Source organism: Taishania pollutisoli (assembly GCF_014518315.1).
In the GTDB taxonomy this organism is placed as follows: Bacteria; Bacteroidota; Bacteroidia; order Flavobacteriales_D; family Crocinitomicaceae; genus Taishania; species Taishania pollutisoli.
Map to the genome: position 1 here is coordinate 143,093 of NZ_JACVEL010000006.1, position 17,089 is coordinate 160,181.

Consider the following 17,089-nt stretch of genomic DNA (forward strand, 5'->3'; position numbering starts at 1 on the left):
GAGTTAAATGTTACATAGCAGAGTATTATCAAAAGAGTCCGTCTCGGGTTTCGAAACGGACTCTTAAGAAATGTGTTCTGTCAATTATTTCTTAACAAATTGAAGTGTTTTATTAGAAGATTCAGTTTTCAGCTGTACAAAATAGACCCCTGAAGCGAAATCAGAATTGTCAAGCAGCACAACATTTGATCCGGTAGTACCATTGATGATTGTAGATTTCAATTCTTTTCCTGAAATATCCATCACCACCAATGTTACTTTTTGCGCGTTCTCTAATGAGAATGAAATATTCACTTCTCCTTCATTCGGATTCGGGAAGAGTGTAATTTCACTCAAGCTTCCTTTGTCTTCCAGCCCCAAAACGATATCATCTGATTCAGGCCCGTTGTAAATATTGATATCGTCCAGGTAGAAATTATTCCCTCCGTTTGCTTCGAACGCAAATTTATATCTGAAATTGTCTACCAGGTACTGGCTGAATGAACCGCCGCTGAACGGAATGTGTACTGTTTTCCAATCTGCTGCTGTCGGCGTCCATGCTGTTCCTTCAACGATACTGGACATCATTGTTGCGTTCAATGTTTTTCTTGGAGAACCCCATGTTTCACCACAATCTGAAGTAAAGTATACTTTCAGGTATTCCTGATTAGTTGATGTCTTTTTTCTGTATGCATATCTGAATGAAAGCGTCACATCATTGATGGCTTCACCGGACAAATCAACGCTGGATGAAATCAACTCTGTAATATAAGGTCCTGACTGTGAGAAATTATTTACTTTCACTGATTTAACACCTGTATTTCCGGCTGTATTTGTCACTTCAAATCCGCCACCAGTGGTTCCTCCATTATCTGCAAACCATTTTCCTTGTGAACCAGCAATGTTTGTGTAATTCTCAAATCCTTCATAAAAAGGAAGGCCCGCTCCTTCAGCTAATACTGTAATATACGCTGTTTTTGTTTCCATTTGAGTCGACCCGCCGTTTGAAGCTGTCAATGACACCTGGTATGTTCCCGGAGTATTATAGGTAATGCTTGGATTTTCAACTGAAGAAGTTGCAGGTGTTCCTCCCTGGAATGACCAGGACCATCCACTCACGGTATTGTAGCTGGCATCTGTAAACTGAACAGCATCTCCCTGACAAACAACGCGTTTATCCACGGAAAAATCAGCTTTACAAAGCGGTGGATTCGCAATTGCACCTACCGCATTCAAATTCGCCGTTGTCCAGATATTGCTTCTTCCTCCCGTAGAACTTGTAATTGCCGCTCTCATTCGATTGACCTGTCCCTGTGTATACATCTTCGAGCAATACGAATAATCCATGTAGTTCTCCACATTCGCTCTTGGGCCACATGTGCTTTCATTCAGGTTACAAGAAGTCACTCCGACTGTATTGGGAGTATCTGCCACTCCGTCATCAATGCTACAGTTAGACGCCAGTCCCGGTTGATTACTGTTTCCCCACGTGTGAGCCAGGTTTAACCAGTGCCCTACTTCATGCGTCAATGCCCTGCTTGTTCCGACACCTCCTGTTCCGATACTTCCCACATAGTTGTGCAAGATCCAGATTGAATTTGAGGAAGCTCCTCCCCAATTGTTCGGGTACTGTGTATATCCGGCGGCGCCGCCAATGTCCTTCGCAATCACAACATTCAGGTATTTGTTGTGTGGCCATGTTCCCTGGTACACATCATTTCCGTTAAATACAGCCTGTAACTGAGCTCCACCGTCATCACCGCTACTTGTCAGTGCGCTTTGTGTTCTTGTAATCCCTTTAAAACACGCGCCATTCGGAGCAATTGTTGCCAATTTGAATTCAATTTCCGCATCGGTTGGCATCCCCTGAAAATCAGCATGTACGTTGTTCGCATCACTGTTTAACAAGCGATAGTCACGATTTAAGATGGCAACAGCATCATAAATTTGTTCATCTGAAATGTTTTCAACTCCTCCATTGTGAAGAACGTGAAATACAATAGGAATGGTATAAACAGTTCCCGATTTAGTTTCGACATAATTCTTCGTATATTGCTCCAGAGCAGCCTGATCGTTCATGATCTGCTGATAAGCCGCAGGGTTCGTTTGTTGCAGCTCACTCAAACGAGCGTGTTGATGGCAGTATTCTACTGTTTCTCCATCACGGGCATTTTGAGGATTAAAAACCCGTTGTGCTGAAACAATTGTCGTGGACAGCAAAAAGGATGATATTCCTACCACTATTCTATTCATAAGTCAAGAATTTTTGTTATTTACTAGTTTTAATTTAAAAAGTGCTCACAAATTACGAATAAAGTTTCACCAAATCACAATTAATGTTAATTAAAAATTAACCCGATTTAATACAAACCACACTATCCGCAGCAATTAGCTAAACACAGACCACACTTCATTCATCAAAAGACACCGTTTAGTAAATAAACACACATAAACGCGCATTTCAAACAAGTCTGAAAACTTAGACAATCACCTCGAAAACAATTGTTTTCGCATTCAAATAACGTTTTTCGTTGTAGAAAGGTTGGAAGATCAGTTCTTTACAAATTGAAGCATTTTACGAGACGCTTCTGTATTCAATTGTATAAAATAAATGCCCGAAGCAATACCTGTATTATCTATCATGATAACGTTCTCCCCTATTGCTCCGCTAACAACTGTTGACTTCAGTTCTTTTCCTGAAAGATCCATCACCGTTAGATGCACCAGTTGCGCCTGGCTCAATGAAAAAGAAACATTCATTTCCCCGTTATTCGGGTTCGGGAACAAGGTGATTTCGTTCACAGCTCCTTTTTCTTCAATTCCCAATACAATATCATCCGATTCCGATCCTTTATAGATATTAATGTCATCGAGGTAGAAATTATTTCCTCCGTTTGCTTCGAAAACAAATTTATACCTGAAATTTTCCACCAAAAACGGTGTAAATGAATTATTACTGAACGGGACATGCACCGTCTTCCAATCCGCAGCTGTCGGTGTCCAGGGAGAAGTAGCTACTTCATTCGACATCATTGTTGCGTTGAATGTCTTTTTAGGGGTCCCCCAACTCTCTCCACAATCAGCGGAGAAATATACTTTCAGGTATTCCTGGTTAGTTGCTGCCTTTTTTCTGTATGCATAACGGAACGACAAGGTTACGTCGTTCAACACTTCACCGGATAAATCCACATTTGAAGAAGACAATTCATTTTTATTAATTCCCGACTGGTAAAAATTATTAATCTTCATTGATTTTGCTCCGGTATGAGCAGCGGAGGTTGTCAGTTCAAATCCATTAGCGGATCCGCCATTATCGATGAACCAGGAATTTTGCATGTCTGTCAGCGTGGAAAAACTTTCAAATCCTTCATAAAACGGTAAGCTTGTCCCGGGCTCCAATACAGTAATGTATGCAACTTTTGTTTCGCTTTCACTATCTCCGCCGTTTGAGGCCGTTAATGACACCTGATAGGTTCCGGGAGTTGAATATATGACACTTGGATTCTCTGTCATGGACGATGCAGGTGTTCCTCCCTGAAAGTCCCATGTCCACCCCGACACCGCATTAAAACTGTTGTCCGAAAACTGAACAGATTCCCCTGCGCAGATGACCCGTCTGTCAGCAAAAAAATCAGCCTTACAAAGTGGCGGATTATCAATTGCTCCGACAGTTGCCAGATTGGACGCTGTCCACAGATTGCTTCTACTTGCCGTTGCACTTACCAAAGCCGCTCTCATACGTGTCACCTGTCCGGGAGTATACATCTTAGAACAGTATGAATAATCCATGTAATTCTCTACGTTTGCAACCGGTCCGCAGGTTGTTTCATTAAAATTACAGTAAGTAGAACCAACTGTATTCGGTGTATCTTCTACATCGTCATCCATATCACAATTCGAAGCGAGTCCGGGGCTGTTCCCGTCTCCCCATGTATGTTTCAGATTGAGCCAGTGACCAACTTCATGTGTTAATGTTCTGCTCGTACCCACGGAAGATGTTCCGATACTGCCCGTATAATTTTGTAGCATCCAGATCGAATTGTAATAAACGGAAGTTCCTCCCCACGAAGACGGCCTGTACGTATAACCTGCCGCGCCTCCGATGTTTCGCGCAACAAGAATGTTTAAATAGTTTGTATGTGACCATGTCCCCTGGTATACATCGTTTCCGAAAAATGCGGTATTCAACTGAGCCTGACCATCAGATCCGTCATTTGTCAACGAAGTCAATGTCCTGGTAATTCCCTTAAAGCAATCTCCGTTAGGAGCAATTGTCGCCAATCGGAATTCAATGGATGCATCTTTCGGCATTCCCTGAAAAAGAGGTTGTACATTATCCGCATCGGCATTTAACCTTCTGAAATCCCTGTTTAGAATCTGAACGGCATCATAGATTTGCTCGTCGGAGATGTTTTCCGGACCACCGTTATGAATGACATGGAAAACAATCGGAACGATGTAAACGATATCGGACTTCGGTGCGACATAGTTCTGTGTTTCTACTTCCAATTGCTGCCTGCCTGCAATGTATTGTTGATACATCTCCGGTTCTCTCAGACGCATCTGTTCCAATCTGTAGTTTTCGTGACAGTATTCAACTGTTTCTCCGTCACGTGCATTTTGAGGGTTGAACTTGTACTGTCCGAATCCCACTGTTATTGTAAATAGAATAGATGATAGCCCGATAAAGATTTTTCCCATGCAATTGTGTATTTTGAGTATGCTGCACCTGATTTATGGCAGAAAAGTGCACACAATTTACGAAAATTATGGTAAATCAGATTGAGAATAATGAAAATAATTTCAACTTTAAGAGTTTTATTATTGGATTCCTAACTAAAAAAATAGTTGTGGGAATCATTCTTTTAATGAATAAATAACGTTGCCATCATACGGTTTTGAAAGCAAAGCCACCAACTTTTCTACGACCTTTTCAACACTTGTTAATTCGTTTTTCTCTTTGAGTGTTAAAAAAGATGCATGTGCAGAGAAACTTTCCGGATCAGCCCGGCGAATCTGTTCCTGCATCGGCGTATCAACGACACCGGGTGCAACACTGTACACTCTGAGGGTTCGTTTTTTTTCTTTCTCTTCCAGGTAAATTGTTTGAGAAAACAGATCAAGCGCCGCTTTCGATGCACAATAACTTGCCCAACCCGGAATCGGTCTTTTTCCTGCCCCTGAACTGATGTTTACAATGGTCAGCGGGCGGGTATCGGGAAAATGCTGTAAAACACATTGGCACAGCAACATCGGAGCGATGCTATTGACCTGTATTGTGGGAATGATATCCGATTGCACTTGCTCACTGATTCGTTCAATCCGTCCGATCACTCCTGCATTGTTGATCAGAATCAGCTCATTTGAGGCAGAAACAATTGCAGTTAAGAATGAAAAATCGGTGGTTTCCGACAGGTCTTTTTCAAAAAACGTAAAATCCGGATGTGAAATTGTATTTCTACGGCCGATTCCGACCACCTGATGTCCCTGCGCGAGGTAATGGGATGTCAACGCGTGACCAATCCCCGAAGAAACACCTGTGATAATAATTGTCATTCCTGTTAAAATATTATTTTACATCCCACCGGGGTATACGGAACAGGTACGTAGTACTATTAAGTTGATTAGTGTTGGAAATTTCTTACGCGAACGCTTGTTCCAAATCAGCAATTAAATCGTCTGCATCTTCTACACCAATACTCAATCGAATCAATGTATCAACAACTCCGGTTTTCTCACGTTCTTCCTTCGGAATAGAAGCATGTGTCATTGTTGCAGGGTGTCCGATCAATGATTCTACTCCACCCAGTGATTCCGCCAATGCGAAAATTTCAACTTTTTTCACGATGTTCAGCGCTTCTTCCAATACATTTCCTTTCAATGTAAAGGAAACCATTCCACCGAATCCGCGCATTTGCTCTTTTGCAATGTGGTGATTCGGGTGTGTTTCAAAACCTGGCCAATATACTTTATCTACCTTCGGGTGGTTTGCAAGAAATTTTGCTATTTTCTCTCCGTTCTCACAGTGACGTTGCATACGTAAATGCAATGTTTTAATACCTCTTAACACCAAAAATGAATCCATCGGAGCAGTTACGGCACCCGATGAATTTTGGATCCGGTACATTTCCGTCGCTAACTTCTCATCTTTACAGATCAATGCCCCCATTACCACATCCGAGTGTCCTCCCAGGTACTTTGTTACGGAGTGCATCACAATATCCGCTCCTAAATCCAACGGACTTTGTAAATAAGGTGTTGCAAAGGTGTTGTCAACTCCCAATAATGCGCCTGCTTTTTTCGCAACTGTCGCTACGGCCTTGATATCAATGATATTCAACATCGGGTTGGTTGGTGTTTCCACCCAGATCAACTTTGTATTGGCATTCACTTTTTCCTCGATCGTTTTCACATCTGTCATATCGACAAAATGAAAAATGATTCCATATTTTTCGAAAATGGTTCGAAACAAACGGTATGTTCCACCATACAAGTCATTCGTAGAGATCACCTCATCACCGGGATTCAACATTTTAATAATGCAATCAATCGCTGCGAGTCCGGAACCAAAACAAGCCCCATAACTTCCATTTTCCAGTGCTGCAAGACTTTTTTCCAATGCGTGACGCGTTGGATTCAATGTACGTGAGTACTCATACCCTTTATGATTACCAACCCCTTCCTGAACGTATGTTGAAGTCTGGTAAATAGGTGTCATAATTGCCCCTGTAGCCTCATCTGGCTTTACTCCTGCATGAATTGCTTTTGTTCCGAATTTCATATCCAACTAATTTTCAATCGATTAATAAACCACATTTTCCCTACTAAAAAATGGGTTTTCAAAGATATAATTTATTTCTCCACAGAGGTATAGGAGAGGATGAGAAATCTTCTCACAGTTTCCTTTCAGAGAAAGGTCTGTCTTAATTAAAAAAGAGTCTGGTAATTCGGATCATCTCATGTACATACGAAGCATTTCCATCACAACAACCTCGTCATTTGTTGATGTACATATTACCGCAACAAATTGATATGTCCTACAAATGATTTTCGCTCATCACTGAGTAGGGTTTTAACTTCGATCTTCCACGTATACGTTCCTTCCTGACATTTCGTTCCTCCGTACGTTCCGTCCCAACCAACCGAAGCATCATGCGACTCAAAGATCATTTCTCCCCAACGGTTGAAAATATACAGGATATAATCATACTTATCGTAACCGGCAGTAAATACAGGCTGGAAGGTTTGGTTATAAATATCTCCATCCGGTGTAAACGTATTCGGAATGTAAAAGATCAATTCATCCAGCAATTCAATGGTAATAACTGCTGTATCTCGGCACCCTTCATTCGTTGACGCTACAAGTGTAATGGTATAATTCCCTCCCTGTTCATTCGGAAATGCATGTGTCGGATTGGCGCTTGTTGAAGCTGGTGAACCATCTCCGAAATTCCACAGGTAACTATCTGCATACAGCGATTCGTTAACCAGTTCCGTTGTTTCATCAACAGTAGAAACTTGCCCCGGATTTGCATAAAAACTTGCCACCGGATTATGGTATACCGCGATATAATTTTGTTCCGAGTGACTGTCCACACACCCCTGGTTCGTTTCAACCGTCAACAGCACACCGTAATACACAGTGGCATCGGTTTCATTATCCAGACAAAATGTGGCAGTCGGTGAATTGGAAGTATATACTGTTCCGTCACTTAACGTCCATGTATACCCTGTAATGGAAGATGGATTATTCACTACAGAAGTTGATGTCAACACGGCACAAATCGGAGAACATCCTGATAAGTTAACCCCGGTAAAATCCGCCTGTGGTTTCGGATGAACGGTTACAGGAAGTGTTGCTGAGTTAACACACCCATTTGCTGATGTGACTTGTAATTGTACATTGAAAATACCATCCTGCTGATATGCATAAGACGGATTCTGTAACGTAGAAATGCCACCTGCCGGATCACCAAAATTCCAGGTCCATTGAACATTTGAGTTGGGAGTATGATCGTTTGAGATAGTAGACAAATCCTGGAAATCAGTTAAAAACTCAAGGCATACATCTGTCGGGGAAAAGTTCACTTGCGGCAACGGCCAAACAGTTGCTGTGGTACTGAATGTATCTTTACATCCGTGGTTAGTTGTCACAATCAACTGACCCGTGTATACGTTTTCTTCATTATAGGTATGAATCGGATTTTGAACCGTTGATGAACCTCCGTCACCAAACAACCATTGCCATTGTACAATCGCGTCGTTATCTAATAGCGCAACTGTTGACTGGTCATTAAACAACGTTTGATTCCCTTCACAAACGGAAGCCGCCGACCAGTTCGCTACAGGCAGCGGATATACCATAATTGATTGTGTTATCGTATCCCGGCATCCCTGATCGGTCACAACAATATGTGTTACGTTGAATATTCCGTCAGTCGGGTATACATGTGAACCGTTGGCTCCTGTGTAATCAATTGTGTTGTCACTTTGAACATCCCAGAGCATTTGTGCAATAGTACCGGAACTGACTGTTGACGTAGCCGTAAATGTTACTGCTTCGTTGTCGCAATTATTAACAAAAGAAAAATCTGCGACAGGAAGAGGTGAAACAATAACGGACTGTGTCACCGTATCGCGGCACCCTTGATTTGTAACTACAATGTGCATTATATTGAATGTTCCGTCAGTCGGGTACAGATGTGAACCATTAGCTGCCGTATAATCAATCGTGCCGTCACTCTGAACATCCCACAAGGTCTGATCAATCGTTCCCGAACTAACTGTTGCTTCAGAAGTAAATGTTATCGCTCCGTTATCACAGCTATTGACAAACGAGAAGTCAGCAACAGGTAACGGATAAACGGTAATCGCCTGTGTAATCGTATCACGGCATCCCTGATCGGTCACTGCAATATGCGTCACATTGAACATGCCGTCATTTGGATACACGTGCGAACCGTTGGCTGTCGTATAATCAACCGTGCCGTCGCTCTGAACATCCCACAAGGTCTGGTTAACGGTACCGGAACTGACTGTTGACGTACCTGTAAATGTCACCGCTTCGTTATCACAGTTGTTGACAAATGTAAANGTCCGCCACTGGTAACGGATGAACGGTGATTGCATATGTTACCGTATCACGGCATCCCTGGTCCGTTACTGCAATATGTATGATATTGAACGTACCGTCATTTGGGTACACGTGTGAACCGTTGGCTGTCGTATAATCAACCGTTCCGTCGCTCTGAACATCCCACAACGTTTGGTTAACGGTACCTGAACTGACCGTAGACGTACCTGTAAATGTCACCGCTTCATTGTCGCAGTTGTTGACAAATGTAAAGTTCGCTACAGGTAATGGGTGAACGGTAATTGCCTGTGTAATCGTATCACGGCATCCCTGGTCAGTGACAACAATCTGCGTGACATTGAATGTTCCTTCATTCGGATATAGATGTACTCCGTTCGTTGTTGTATAATCAATCGTTCCATCACTCTGGACATCCCAAAGCGTTTGCGCGATTGTACCGGAACCTGCAGTCGCAGTAGAGTTAAACGTTGCACTTTGTCCGTTACACGCATTAGTCATTGTAAAACCTGCCACCGGCAACGGATGCACGACAACCTGTTTTGTCAATGTGGTTGCACAGCCGTTCTGATCTTCAATCTCCAGTGTTACATCATAGGTTCCGGGAGTCGCATACGTATGTGACGGGCTGGCCGTGGTTGAAGTCGTACCATCTCCCAAATCCCAGTTCCAACTGGTAATGGAACCTATTCCCAACACATAGCTGGTATCGGTAAAATTTGCAGTTGTGTTGAGACAATGGTTTTGAATATCGTATCCGATAATCGGAGAGGAAACTTCTACCGTAACAGAATCGTATGAACAGGCATTTGCACCTGTAGCAGGATCAACGTAATAAACTCTGGCATAAATTGTCTGGGGTCCGGTTACATTAAAATTAAGTGTTTGATTCCAGTTCGAGCCATTGATATTTGCATGTGAAGGGGACCCGATGAATGCACCCGTTAGAACGATTGAATCTGCCAACGGCAATGAAAGTCCCCCTGAAATAATGAATGAACATCCGTCTGCCATCCCATCAATGTGAGAGGTAATGTCTATCGTAGGTAAATTAGGAACAATCGGCGTAATGTTGTCCAACAAGATATAAGACATAGCCGGGCTATCACCGCTGATAGAGAAGTAAATATGTGAGAAATTCTGGGTTGGTGTAAATGTAACGGTATATGTAACCCATCCCAAATTATTGATTACAGGAGAGGTCCACAGTAGTTCTGTTCTCTGACACAATGCATTTGCTCCATATATAACCAACTGGGCAGGTGCAGGTATAATTCCTCCCTGGTTCGCGTTGGTAATTGCCAAATCAATCGTAAACGTGTATTCAACGCCGGCAATCATGTTACCACTCAATGCCTGTGAAGCACCTTCCAGCCATGCAGGTCCTCCCTGTACGAATCCAACGTATGTATTCCCTTCTGAAGCTGGTAAATTAACTCCCCAGGAACCTGGTTGTGTGTCAGGTGTAATATTGCATGTACTCCAGGGAGCAGGTGTAATGTGCGCACCCGGAGGACCTTCAAAAGAAGGATTAATAACTTGTAATTGTTCTCCCTGCGGGGATCCGTCACACTGTGCGTGTAATTGTATAAATAACGAGATACTAATAAAAAATAGTACAAGTAGCGTATTAATAAACTTCATACCAAGTATATAAAGAGGTTTCTAAAAGTGTAGGTATATAAACTTGCACAGCAAAAATATGTAAAAAAATCATCCGCAATTGAAAAAAGCTTGATTTTTTTCAAACAACAAAATGAAAACCAGTCTTTAACAGGTAATCACGATCGTTATTTCTTTGTCTTCAACGCTTCATTGAGCACTTTTTGAACTTCTGTTCTCGTCCCCAGTGAAATCAGTTTCTTGTTTTCGGCATCCGGGTAGACGCGATTGGATAAAAACACATAATTGAGACCATTTTTGGGATCCGCCCATGCAAGTGTCCCTGTAAAACCGGAGTGCCCGAAGCTTTCAGGTGAAGCGGATTCGTCACAGGTTCCTCCCCCGGTTCCCAACACAGGTTTGTCAAATCCGGCCCCCCGGCGATTTCCGGAAAACTGAACGCGTGTATATTCTGCCACAACTTTCGGATCTAAAATCTGCACTCCTCCGTAATTTCCTTTGTTGAGAAACAATTGCATAAGCGCAGCCAATTCCGTCGCGTTGGAAAACAAGCCGGCATGCCCTCCTACTCCTCCGATCATTGCCGCTCCCGGATCGTGTACGTATCCTTTGATCAATTGTTTTCTGAAAATCTTGTCATCTTCCGTCGCAACGATTTTATCTGCGTCTACAATTCCATTCGGATTGAACAAGGTTCGGTGCAACCCCATCTTCGCATATACTTCGTCGTACAGGAATATGTTCAGTTTTTTTCCTGATTCCTGTTCGATGATGTCTTTTACAAAATAATATCCCAGATCGCTGTAGAGGTATTTTTTAGTCCCCAACGGTTGTAAAAGAATTGTTTTCTTGATCGTATCGGCATATTGCGATTTGAGATAAATATGATCAGCCACTTTATTGAAGTCCGAACCGGTAGCGGATTTTACATACCAGGCAGGATTCAGATTTCCGTCCAGTAAGGTGTATTTATAAAACGGTATCCAGGCTTTCAAACCGGCTTGATGTGCCAGCATTTCCCGCAATTTGAGACTTCCCATCGGATAGCCAGCAGTCAGATCAGGCAGGTATTCACTCAGTTTTTTGTCCAGTGAGAATTTCCCTTCGGACTGCAATTTCATCAACGCGGTTGTGGAAGCAGCTACTTTTGTGATGGATGCGATGTCGTAAACATCATCATTGTTTACTTTCCGGTTATTGTACTGATGTGTACCGTAATTTTTTCTGAAAAAGAGCTTCCCGTCAACAGCCGCAACAATCTGACACCCCGGAAATGCTTTTTCTGCAATGGCTTTCTCAACAATCCGGTCTATTTCTTCCAGTTTTTTCGGATCAACCCCCACCTCTTCCGGTTGCGAAAACTTTAACCGCCCGTTTGTTTTGGTATCCAGCCCGGCACCTTTCCCAAAATGAGTTCCGGCAGCAGTTGTCAATCTTCCTGAGAATGGAACCGCGCCAAAAATCATTTGTGCGACCCGGTTCTGAACATACCGGTTATTTTCATACGCCACAATAAGGGAGTGTATGTTTGAAAAGTCATAATTATTGCTCAATGCCAGGGGATTTCCAAAGACAACAACTGTATTATTCGTTGTAGTGGGTAATTGCTGAAAAACGGCATTCAGGTTTCCGGGCATTCCAACGTTATCTTTCGGCCGAACGGTTGTTGCATGTACCGTGACAATAATCGTGGCATATCCTTCCGTTTTGGGTTTGAATGCACCTGACTCAATTTCTTTGAACGAATAATTGGTGTGTGTAATCGGAGCGTATTCATCTGAAAGAGAATTGAATTCTTCCGGAACGCTTCCAATTGAAATATGCAGTATTTTTTTGCTCAAATCGCCCAAGGGAAGCTGATTTTTTTCATTTTTCAACAACGCCGTGCTTTTCTCAAATGTACGGTAACATGCCCAATCACGTTCCCCTTTTGTGTACGCCTTTCCTTTTACCGGTTTAATGAAACTTTTTTCCTTCAGCTTTAAAATTTTCAGGCACCGCTCATTGATTTCTTTCTCGGTAATTGCACCGCTTTCCACTTTCTTCTTGATTGCCTGAATGGCTTCTCCTACATTCTCCGAATACACCAGGATGTCGCACCCTGCTTCAAACGCTTTTACGGCGACTTCTCCTTTCCCGTATTTTTCAGAAACGGCTTTCATGTTCAACGCATCGGAAATAACCAACCCTTTGAAACCTAATTTTCCTTTGAGGTAATCGTGGATAATGATTTTCGACAAACTACCTGGTGTTCCGCTCGGGTCCAATGAAGGCACGTTCAGGTGTCCCACCATGACGGAGGTAGCTCCTGCTTTTATTCCTTCTGCAAAAGGAATCCAGTCACTGTTCATTAATTCGGATAGTGATTTATTGATAGTTGGTAATCCGTAATGGGAATCGACGTCTGTATCTCCATGTCCCGGAAAATGTTTGATGCTGGAATACACACCACTTTTTTCAAATCCCCTGACAAAGGCAGCCACTTGCTTCCCTACCTGCACGGAATCATCTCCAAAGGAGCGAAAACCGATCACCGGGTTATTCGGGTTAGAGTTCACATCGGCAACGGGGCTGAAATTGAATTGAAATCCCAATTCTGCACATTCATAAGCCATCATTTCTGCCAATTCTTCGGATAATTTCAAATCATTCGCTGCACCGACAGAATAGGCATACGGAAAACGGTCTTCATTTTCCATCCGCATGCTCACTCCCCACTCTGCATCTAATCCGTATAACAGAGGAAGGGAAGATGTTTTTTGCAGTTTTTCTGCATATTTCAGGTAATTTTCTTTATTGACAGGAAACCAAATCACGCTTCCGACTCCATTTTCCTTGATGATTTTTTCAATCTCATTCATGTGTCCATCTCCTTTCGCAGGATAAGCTGCCACCATAAAGAACTGACCTATTTTTTGCTCCAGGGTCAATGTTGTCAGCTTCTCATCCGCCCAGGAAGCAGCGGGGTTAACCTTCCCTCTGACATGAAAGAAAGAAAGCAATAACGGGATAACAGCCGCAACTAAAAGAAACAGGGAGATCTTAAAACGTTTATTCATTTTCATTTAAACTAATGATACTGCGAAATTAAGCATAGATTGTGCCGAAAAACCGACTGACAGCAGATAGTTGTTAACACCTTATCCTAAAAAGAAATTACCGATCCCGGTCACTGTACTTCAGGTACATGAAATGCTCGTATTTTCCTTTGATGTATTCAATGAGTTCCCATTCAGATGCTGTCCTGAGAAAATCAGCATCTACATTCAGAAAATTGATGAAATCGTCGAATTCTTCTTCCGTCAGATTGACCACATCGTATGCAACATAGGTGCGCAACAACTCTTTGAGGATATCGCGTTGCGAATCTTTGAATTTCCATTCTTCGATTTTGCGTTTGTTCCGCTCTGTTTTGGAAAATGCCTGATATAGCGCCGTAATCGGGCTTTGCACCACTTCCAAACCTGTAACTGTGCGTGTTTCTACCATCACCAGTGCTTCACGTTCTTCCCGGATTTGTTCCAGTGATTTGATCGGACGTACAACTACCTCCTCAAATTCGTGAGGTTTACCGATAATTGGAAAATCTCGTACAAACCGGCAATCTCCATCCGCTTTAATACGTACATCAATCAGGTCATAGCCTTTGACAGAAATTGTTATTGAATCACCATCGTTAACATACACCGAGAAATGCCCGTTCGGTTGGCCGAAAACACCCTTTCCCGTTGTACGGTTGACAATCATCATGTTGTAAAATGACTGATAGCGAAGGGTATCATAGACTTTTCCTTTGAACAAAACGGTTTCACACTGTGATGCTGCACTGAATGAAATGAACAGTAAGAGGGTGAGGGTAACGAGCTTCATACCTATTTTTCTGTACAACAAATAAACAAAAAAGATACCAACAAACGGAACCGAATCTGTTATAATTCGTTAAAGTAAGCTAAACGGACAACCATTTCTTAACCTATGTTATTTCATTGTTGTTGAAAAAGACCGATTTTTGTTTTGAATAAATGACAACATACCATCTGACAATAAGTACACATATAACATGGAGAGAAAACGTTTTTTACAATCACTGGCAGTCATCCCTTTAATTGGAGCAGCAATGAAATTAAACAGTTTAACTAAAATGGCAGCGGCATTTGACGAGACAGAAAAAATGCCTGTTTTGTTCCTGGGACATGGAAGTCCTATGAACGCAATTGAAGAAAATGAATTCGTGGAAGGATTCCGGAAAATCGGAAAAACAATCCCCAAACCCAATGCGATTCTGTGTGTTTCTGCACATTGGGAAACGAAAGGAACATTTGTCACCGCGATGCAAAACCCACCTACCATTCACGATTTCGGAGGATTTCCTCAGGCATTGTTCGATGTGCAATACCCTGCTCCCGGAAGTCCGGAACTGGCAAAAGAAGCACAACAACTGGTTACAACCACATCCGTAGGCCTCGACGAAAGTTGGGGGCTGGATCATGGGGCATGGAGTGTGATCAAACATTTATACCCGGACGCATCCATTCCTGTTGTACAATTAAGCCTCGACTATTATCAGGGACCGAATTATCACTATGAGCTGGCGCGAGAATTACAGGCGTTACGCAAAAAAGGGATTTTGATCATCGGAAGCGGAAACATGGTACACAATTTGCGTATGGTTGCCTGGAACCGTCTGAGTGAACCGGAATACGGGTACGATTGGGCGTTGGAAACGGATGCAAAAATGAAAGCGTTCATTTTAGATGGAAATCACAAGGCATTGATTGATTTTCGTTCGCAGGGAAAAGGATTTGAATTAGCAATTCCGACTCCCGAACATTATTTACCATTGCTTTACACCCTGGCGTTGCAAGATAAAAATGAAAAAATTGAAATCTTTAACGACAAGGCTGTTGGTGGCTCACTCACAATGACATCCGTGAAAATAGGTTAAACCGATAAATAAAAAATGATGAAAAGTAGTATTTTGATCCCGATGTTAGTGCTTTCAGCAATCATGTTCAGCTGTGGAACAAAGAAAAATGCAGCAGTAAGTGACAATAGTCAAACAGCTGTTGACTGGAATGGCATTTATTTGTATTCCGACAAGAACTATCAATTACCGGATATCCAGTTGACATTGAATACAGACGGCACCTACAAACTTGTCGCTGCGGCAACTGGAGACGCGTCAAAAAACACGTATATGAAAGGAACCTTTGAGTGGGACCAGCAAGGAAGAATAATCCACCTGGACAACCAGATTCCTCATTTGAATACAAATCGTCTGGTCGTTGGTGAAAATACCTTGTTCATTTTGACAAGCGAATCGGCAGATAATCGTTCATTGACGGGATTGGAGCAATTCCATAAAGTACAAACGGATTCCAATTTAGTAGAAAAATACTGGAAATTGGTTTCCATCAATGACCGGATCGTTACAAAAGATGATTTCATGTCGCGGGAACCGCATCTGATTTTTAAATCTGAATTCAGTCGTATCAATGGAAATGACGGATGCAATGGTTTCGGTGGAATGTATCAACTGAACGGAACTACGATTTCCTTTGACAAACTAATCTCGACCATGATGGCTTGTCCGGATTCGTTTGTATTTGAACAATTCACAAAAATCCTTCAGGGTGATCTGACCTACCAGGCAACAGAAGAGACATTGGTTATTCAATCGAAAAAAGATGTGCTGAAATTTGAGGTTGTTTACTTGCGTTAATTCAACCAGATTCTATTTAATGAAGAGATATTATTAACCGCAGGTGCACGGATTTATGCATCCATCTGTTCAGCTAAAATTTCCCAGGTATTGGACTATAAAAAAATCCCGTGATTGAAAAACAACCACGGGATTTTTTATATCAATGATTTCTGTTGAATCTATTTCATCCATTTTAAATTCAGTCCGTACAATAAGACAAAAATTCCGCTCAAGAACAGGCTGATAATCACAATCATGTTGGACAACAATGACGGTGCTATGAACAAGTATATCTGAACAGCTGCCAGAAAACTGTAAACAATGTAGATGTGGAATCCCAATTTACGTCCTTTCAACATAAAAATAACCCCGACAAGCCCAATCAGTAGAATTAAAATCCCGGTCAGCACATTCATGGTATGGTGTGTATTTGTTGATTCCATCATATCAATGATGCTGCGCATGAAATCTTCAAACCATTCCATTCCTTCTGTTCCTCTGACCTGATTAATACTTTTGGTCATTTCAATCTTCGCCTCTTCCAGTTCTTCCTCATTCATTGGTCCGCCAATGAGGGAGAAAAAGTTAGTCAGTAACGACCATCCGATATTGATCAAACTCAGGATTCCGATTACCGTCAGGAAAACCGGCCTTTTTTGTCTTCTTTCTTCTTGTTCTAAAACTTCGCTCAT

General features: G+C 42.1%; 11 protein-coding genes. 2 read left to right on the top strand and 9 right to left on the bottom strand.

Translation table 11 applies throughout. The features are described 5' to 3' along the window. Positions 1-84: 84 nt before the first annotated feature. The 8 genes from H9Y05_RS10390 to H9Y05_RS10425 all read right to left on the bottom strand — a co-directional run bounded on the left by H9Y05_RS10390 (position 85) and on the right by H9Y05_RS10425 (position 14,563). Positions 85-2,232: a M43 family zinc metalloprotease gene (locus H9Y05_RS10390; RefSeq protein ID WP_163491639.1), complete on the bottom strand. Its 2,148-nt coding sequence runs from the start codon at positions 2,230-2,232 to the stop codon at positions 85-87. A gap of 297 nt (positions 2,233-2,529) precedes the next feature. Continuing rightward, positions 2,530-4,680, bottom strand: coding sequence for a zinc-dependent metalloprotease (locus H9Y05_RS10395; protein WP_216714239.1), 2,151 nt, complete (start codon positions 4,678-4,680; stop codon positions 2,530-2,532). A 156-nt stretch (positions 4,681-4,836) separates the two neighbouring features. Then, positions 4,837-5,535, bottom strand: a complete 699-nt coding sequence (locus tag H9Y05_RS10400) for an SDR family NAD(P)-dependent oxidoreductase (protein WP_163491637.1) — start codon at positions 5,533-5,535, stop codon at positions 4,837-4,839. An 85-nt stretch (positions 5,536-5,620) separates the two neighbouring features. Beyond that, positions 5,621-6,760 (bottom strand): cystathionine gamma-synthase, encoded by a 1,140-nt coding sequence (locus H9Y05_RS10405; RefSeq protein WP_216714240.1) that lies wholly within the window; start codon positions 6,758-6,760, stop codon positions 5,621-5,623. A gap of 233 nt (positions 6,761-6,993) precedes the next feature. Continuing rightward, the gene (locus tag H9Y05_RS10410) at positions 6,994-9,108 is read right to left on the bottom strand and encodes a PKD domain-containing protein (RefSeq protein WP_216714241.1); all 2,115 of its coding nucleotides are present in this window, start codon (positions 9,106-9,108) and stop codon (positions 6,994-6,996) included. Beyond that, a complete protein-coding gene (locus H9Y05_RS10415) occupies positions 9,050-10,714 on the bottom strand; it encodes a PKD domain-containing protein (protein WP_216714242.1) in 1,665 nt (554 codons plus the stop codon). Before H9Y05_RS10415 ends, H9Y05_RS10410 begins: the two co-directional genes overlap by 59 nt. Before the next feature lie 146 nt (positions 10,715-10,860). Further along, on the bottom strand, positions 10,861-13,752 hold the full coding sequence (locus H9Y05_RS10420; RefSeq protein ID WP_216714243.1) for a glycoside hydrolase family 3 N-terminal domain-containing protein: 2,892 nt from the start codon (positions 13,750-13,752) through the stop codon (positions 10,861-10,863). Positions 13,753-13,849: 97 nt separating this feature from the next. Next, positions 13,850-14,563, bottom strand: coding sequence for a hypothetical protein (locus H9Y05_RS10425; RefSeq protein ID WP_163491633.1), 714 nt, complete (start codon positions 14,561-14,563; stop codon positions 13,850-13,852). A gap of 247 nt (positions 14,564-14,810) precedes the next feature. On the opposite strand from H9Y05_RS10425, the gene ygiD reads away from it, so the two are divergent. Continuing rightward, positions 14,811-15,638, top strand: a complete 828-nt coding sequence (gene ygiD / locus H9Y05_RS10430; protein WP_449649465.1) for a 4,5-DOPA-extradiol-dioxygenase — start codon at positions 14,811-14,813, stop codon at positions 15,636-15,638. An 18-nt stretch (positions 15,639-15,656) separates the two neighbouring features. Continuing rightward, complete coding sequence (locus tag H9Y05_RS10435; protein ID WP_163491631.1) at positions 15,657-16,415, top strand: META domain-containing protein; 759 nt, start codon at positions 15,657-15,659, stop codon at positions 16,413-16,415. A 161-nt stretch (positions 16,416-16,576) separates the two neighbouring features. On the opposite strand, the gene H9Y05_RS10440 is transcribed toward H9Y05_RS10435, so the two are convergent. Continuing rightward, complete coding sequence (locus tag H9Y05_RS10440) at positions 16,577-17,089, bottom strand: hypothetical protein (protein WP_163492467.1); 513 nt, start codon at positions 17,087-17,089, stop codon at positions 16,577-16,579.

Coding starts and splice junctions, on each gene's coding strand:
- H9Y05_RS10425 (WP_163491633.1), bottom strand. CDS start 14,563: ATGAAGCTCGTTACCCTCACCCTCTTACTGTTCATTTCATTCAGTGCA.
- ygiD (WP_449649465.1), top strand. CDS start 14,811: ATGAAATTAAACAGTTTAACTAAAATGGCAGCGGCATTTGACGAGACA.
- H9Y05_RS10435 (WP_163491631.1), top strand. CDS start 15,657: ATGAAAAGTAGTATTTTGATCCCGATGTTAGTGCTTTCAGCAATCATG.
- H9Y05_RS10390 (WP_163491639.1), bottom strand. CDS start 2,232: ATGAATAGAATAGTGGTAGGAATATCATCCTTTTTGCTGTCCACGACA.
- H9Y05_RS10420 (WP_216714243.1), bottom strand. CDS start 13,752: ATGAATAAACGTTTTAAGATCTCCCTGTTTCTTTTAGTTGCGGCTGTT.
- H9Y05_RS10400 (WP_163491637.1), bottom strand. CDS start 5,535: ATGACAATTATTATCACAGGTGTTTCTTCGGGGATTGGTCACGCGTTG.
- H9Y05_RS10405 (WP_216714240.1), bottom strand. CDS start 6,760: ATGAAATTCGGAACAAAAGCAATTCATGCAGGAGTAAAGCCAGATGAG.
- H9Y05_RS10440 (WP_163492467.1), bottom strand. CDS start 17,089: ATGAGCGAAGTTTTAGAACAAGAAGAAAGAAGACAAAAAAGGCCGGTT.
- H9Y05_RS10395 (WP_216714239.1), bottom strand. CDS start 4,680: ATGGGAAAAATCTTTATCGGGCTATCATCTATTCTATTTACAATAACA.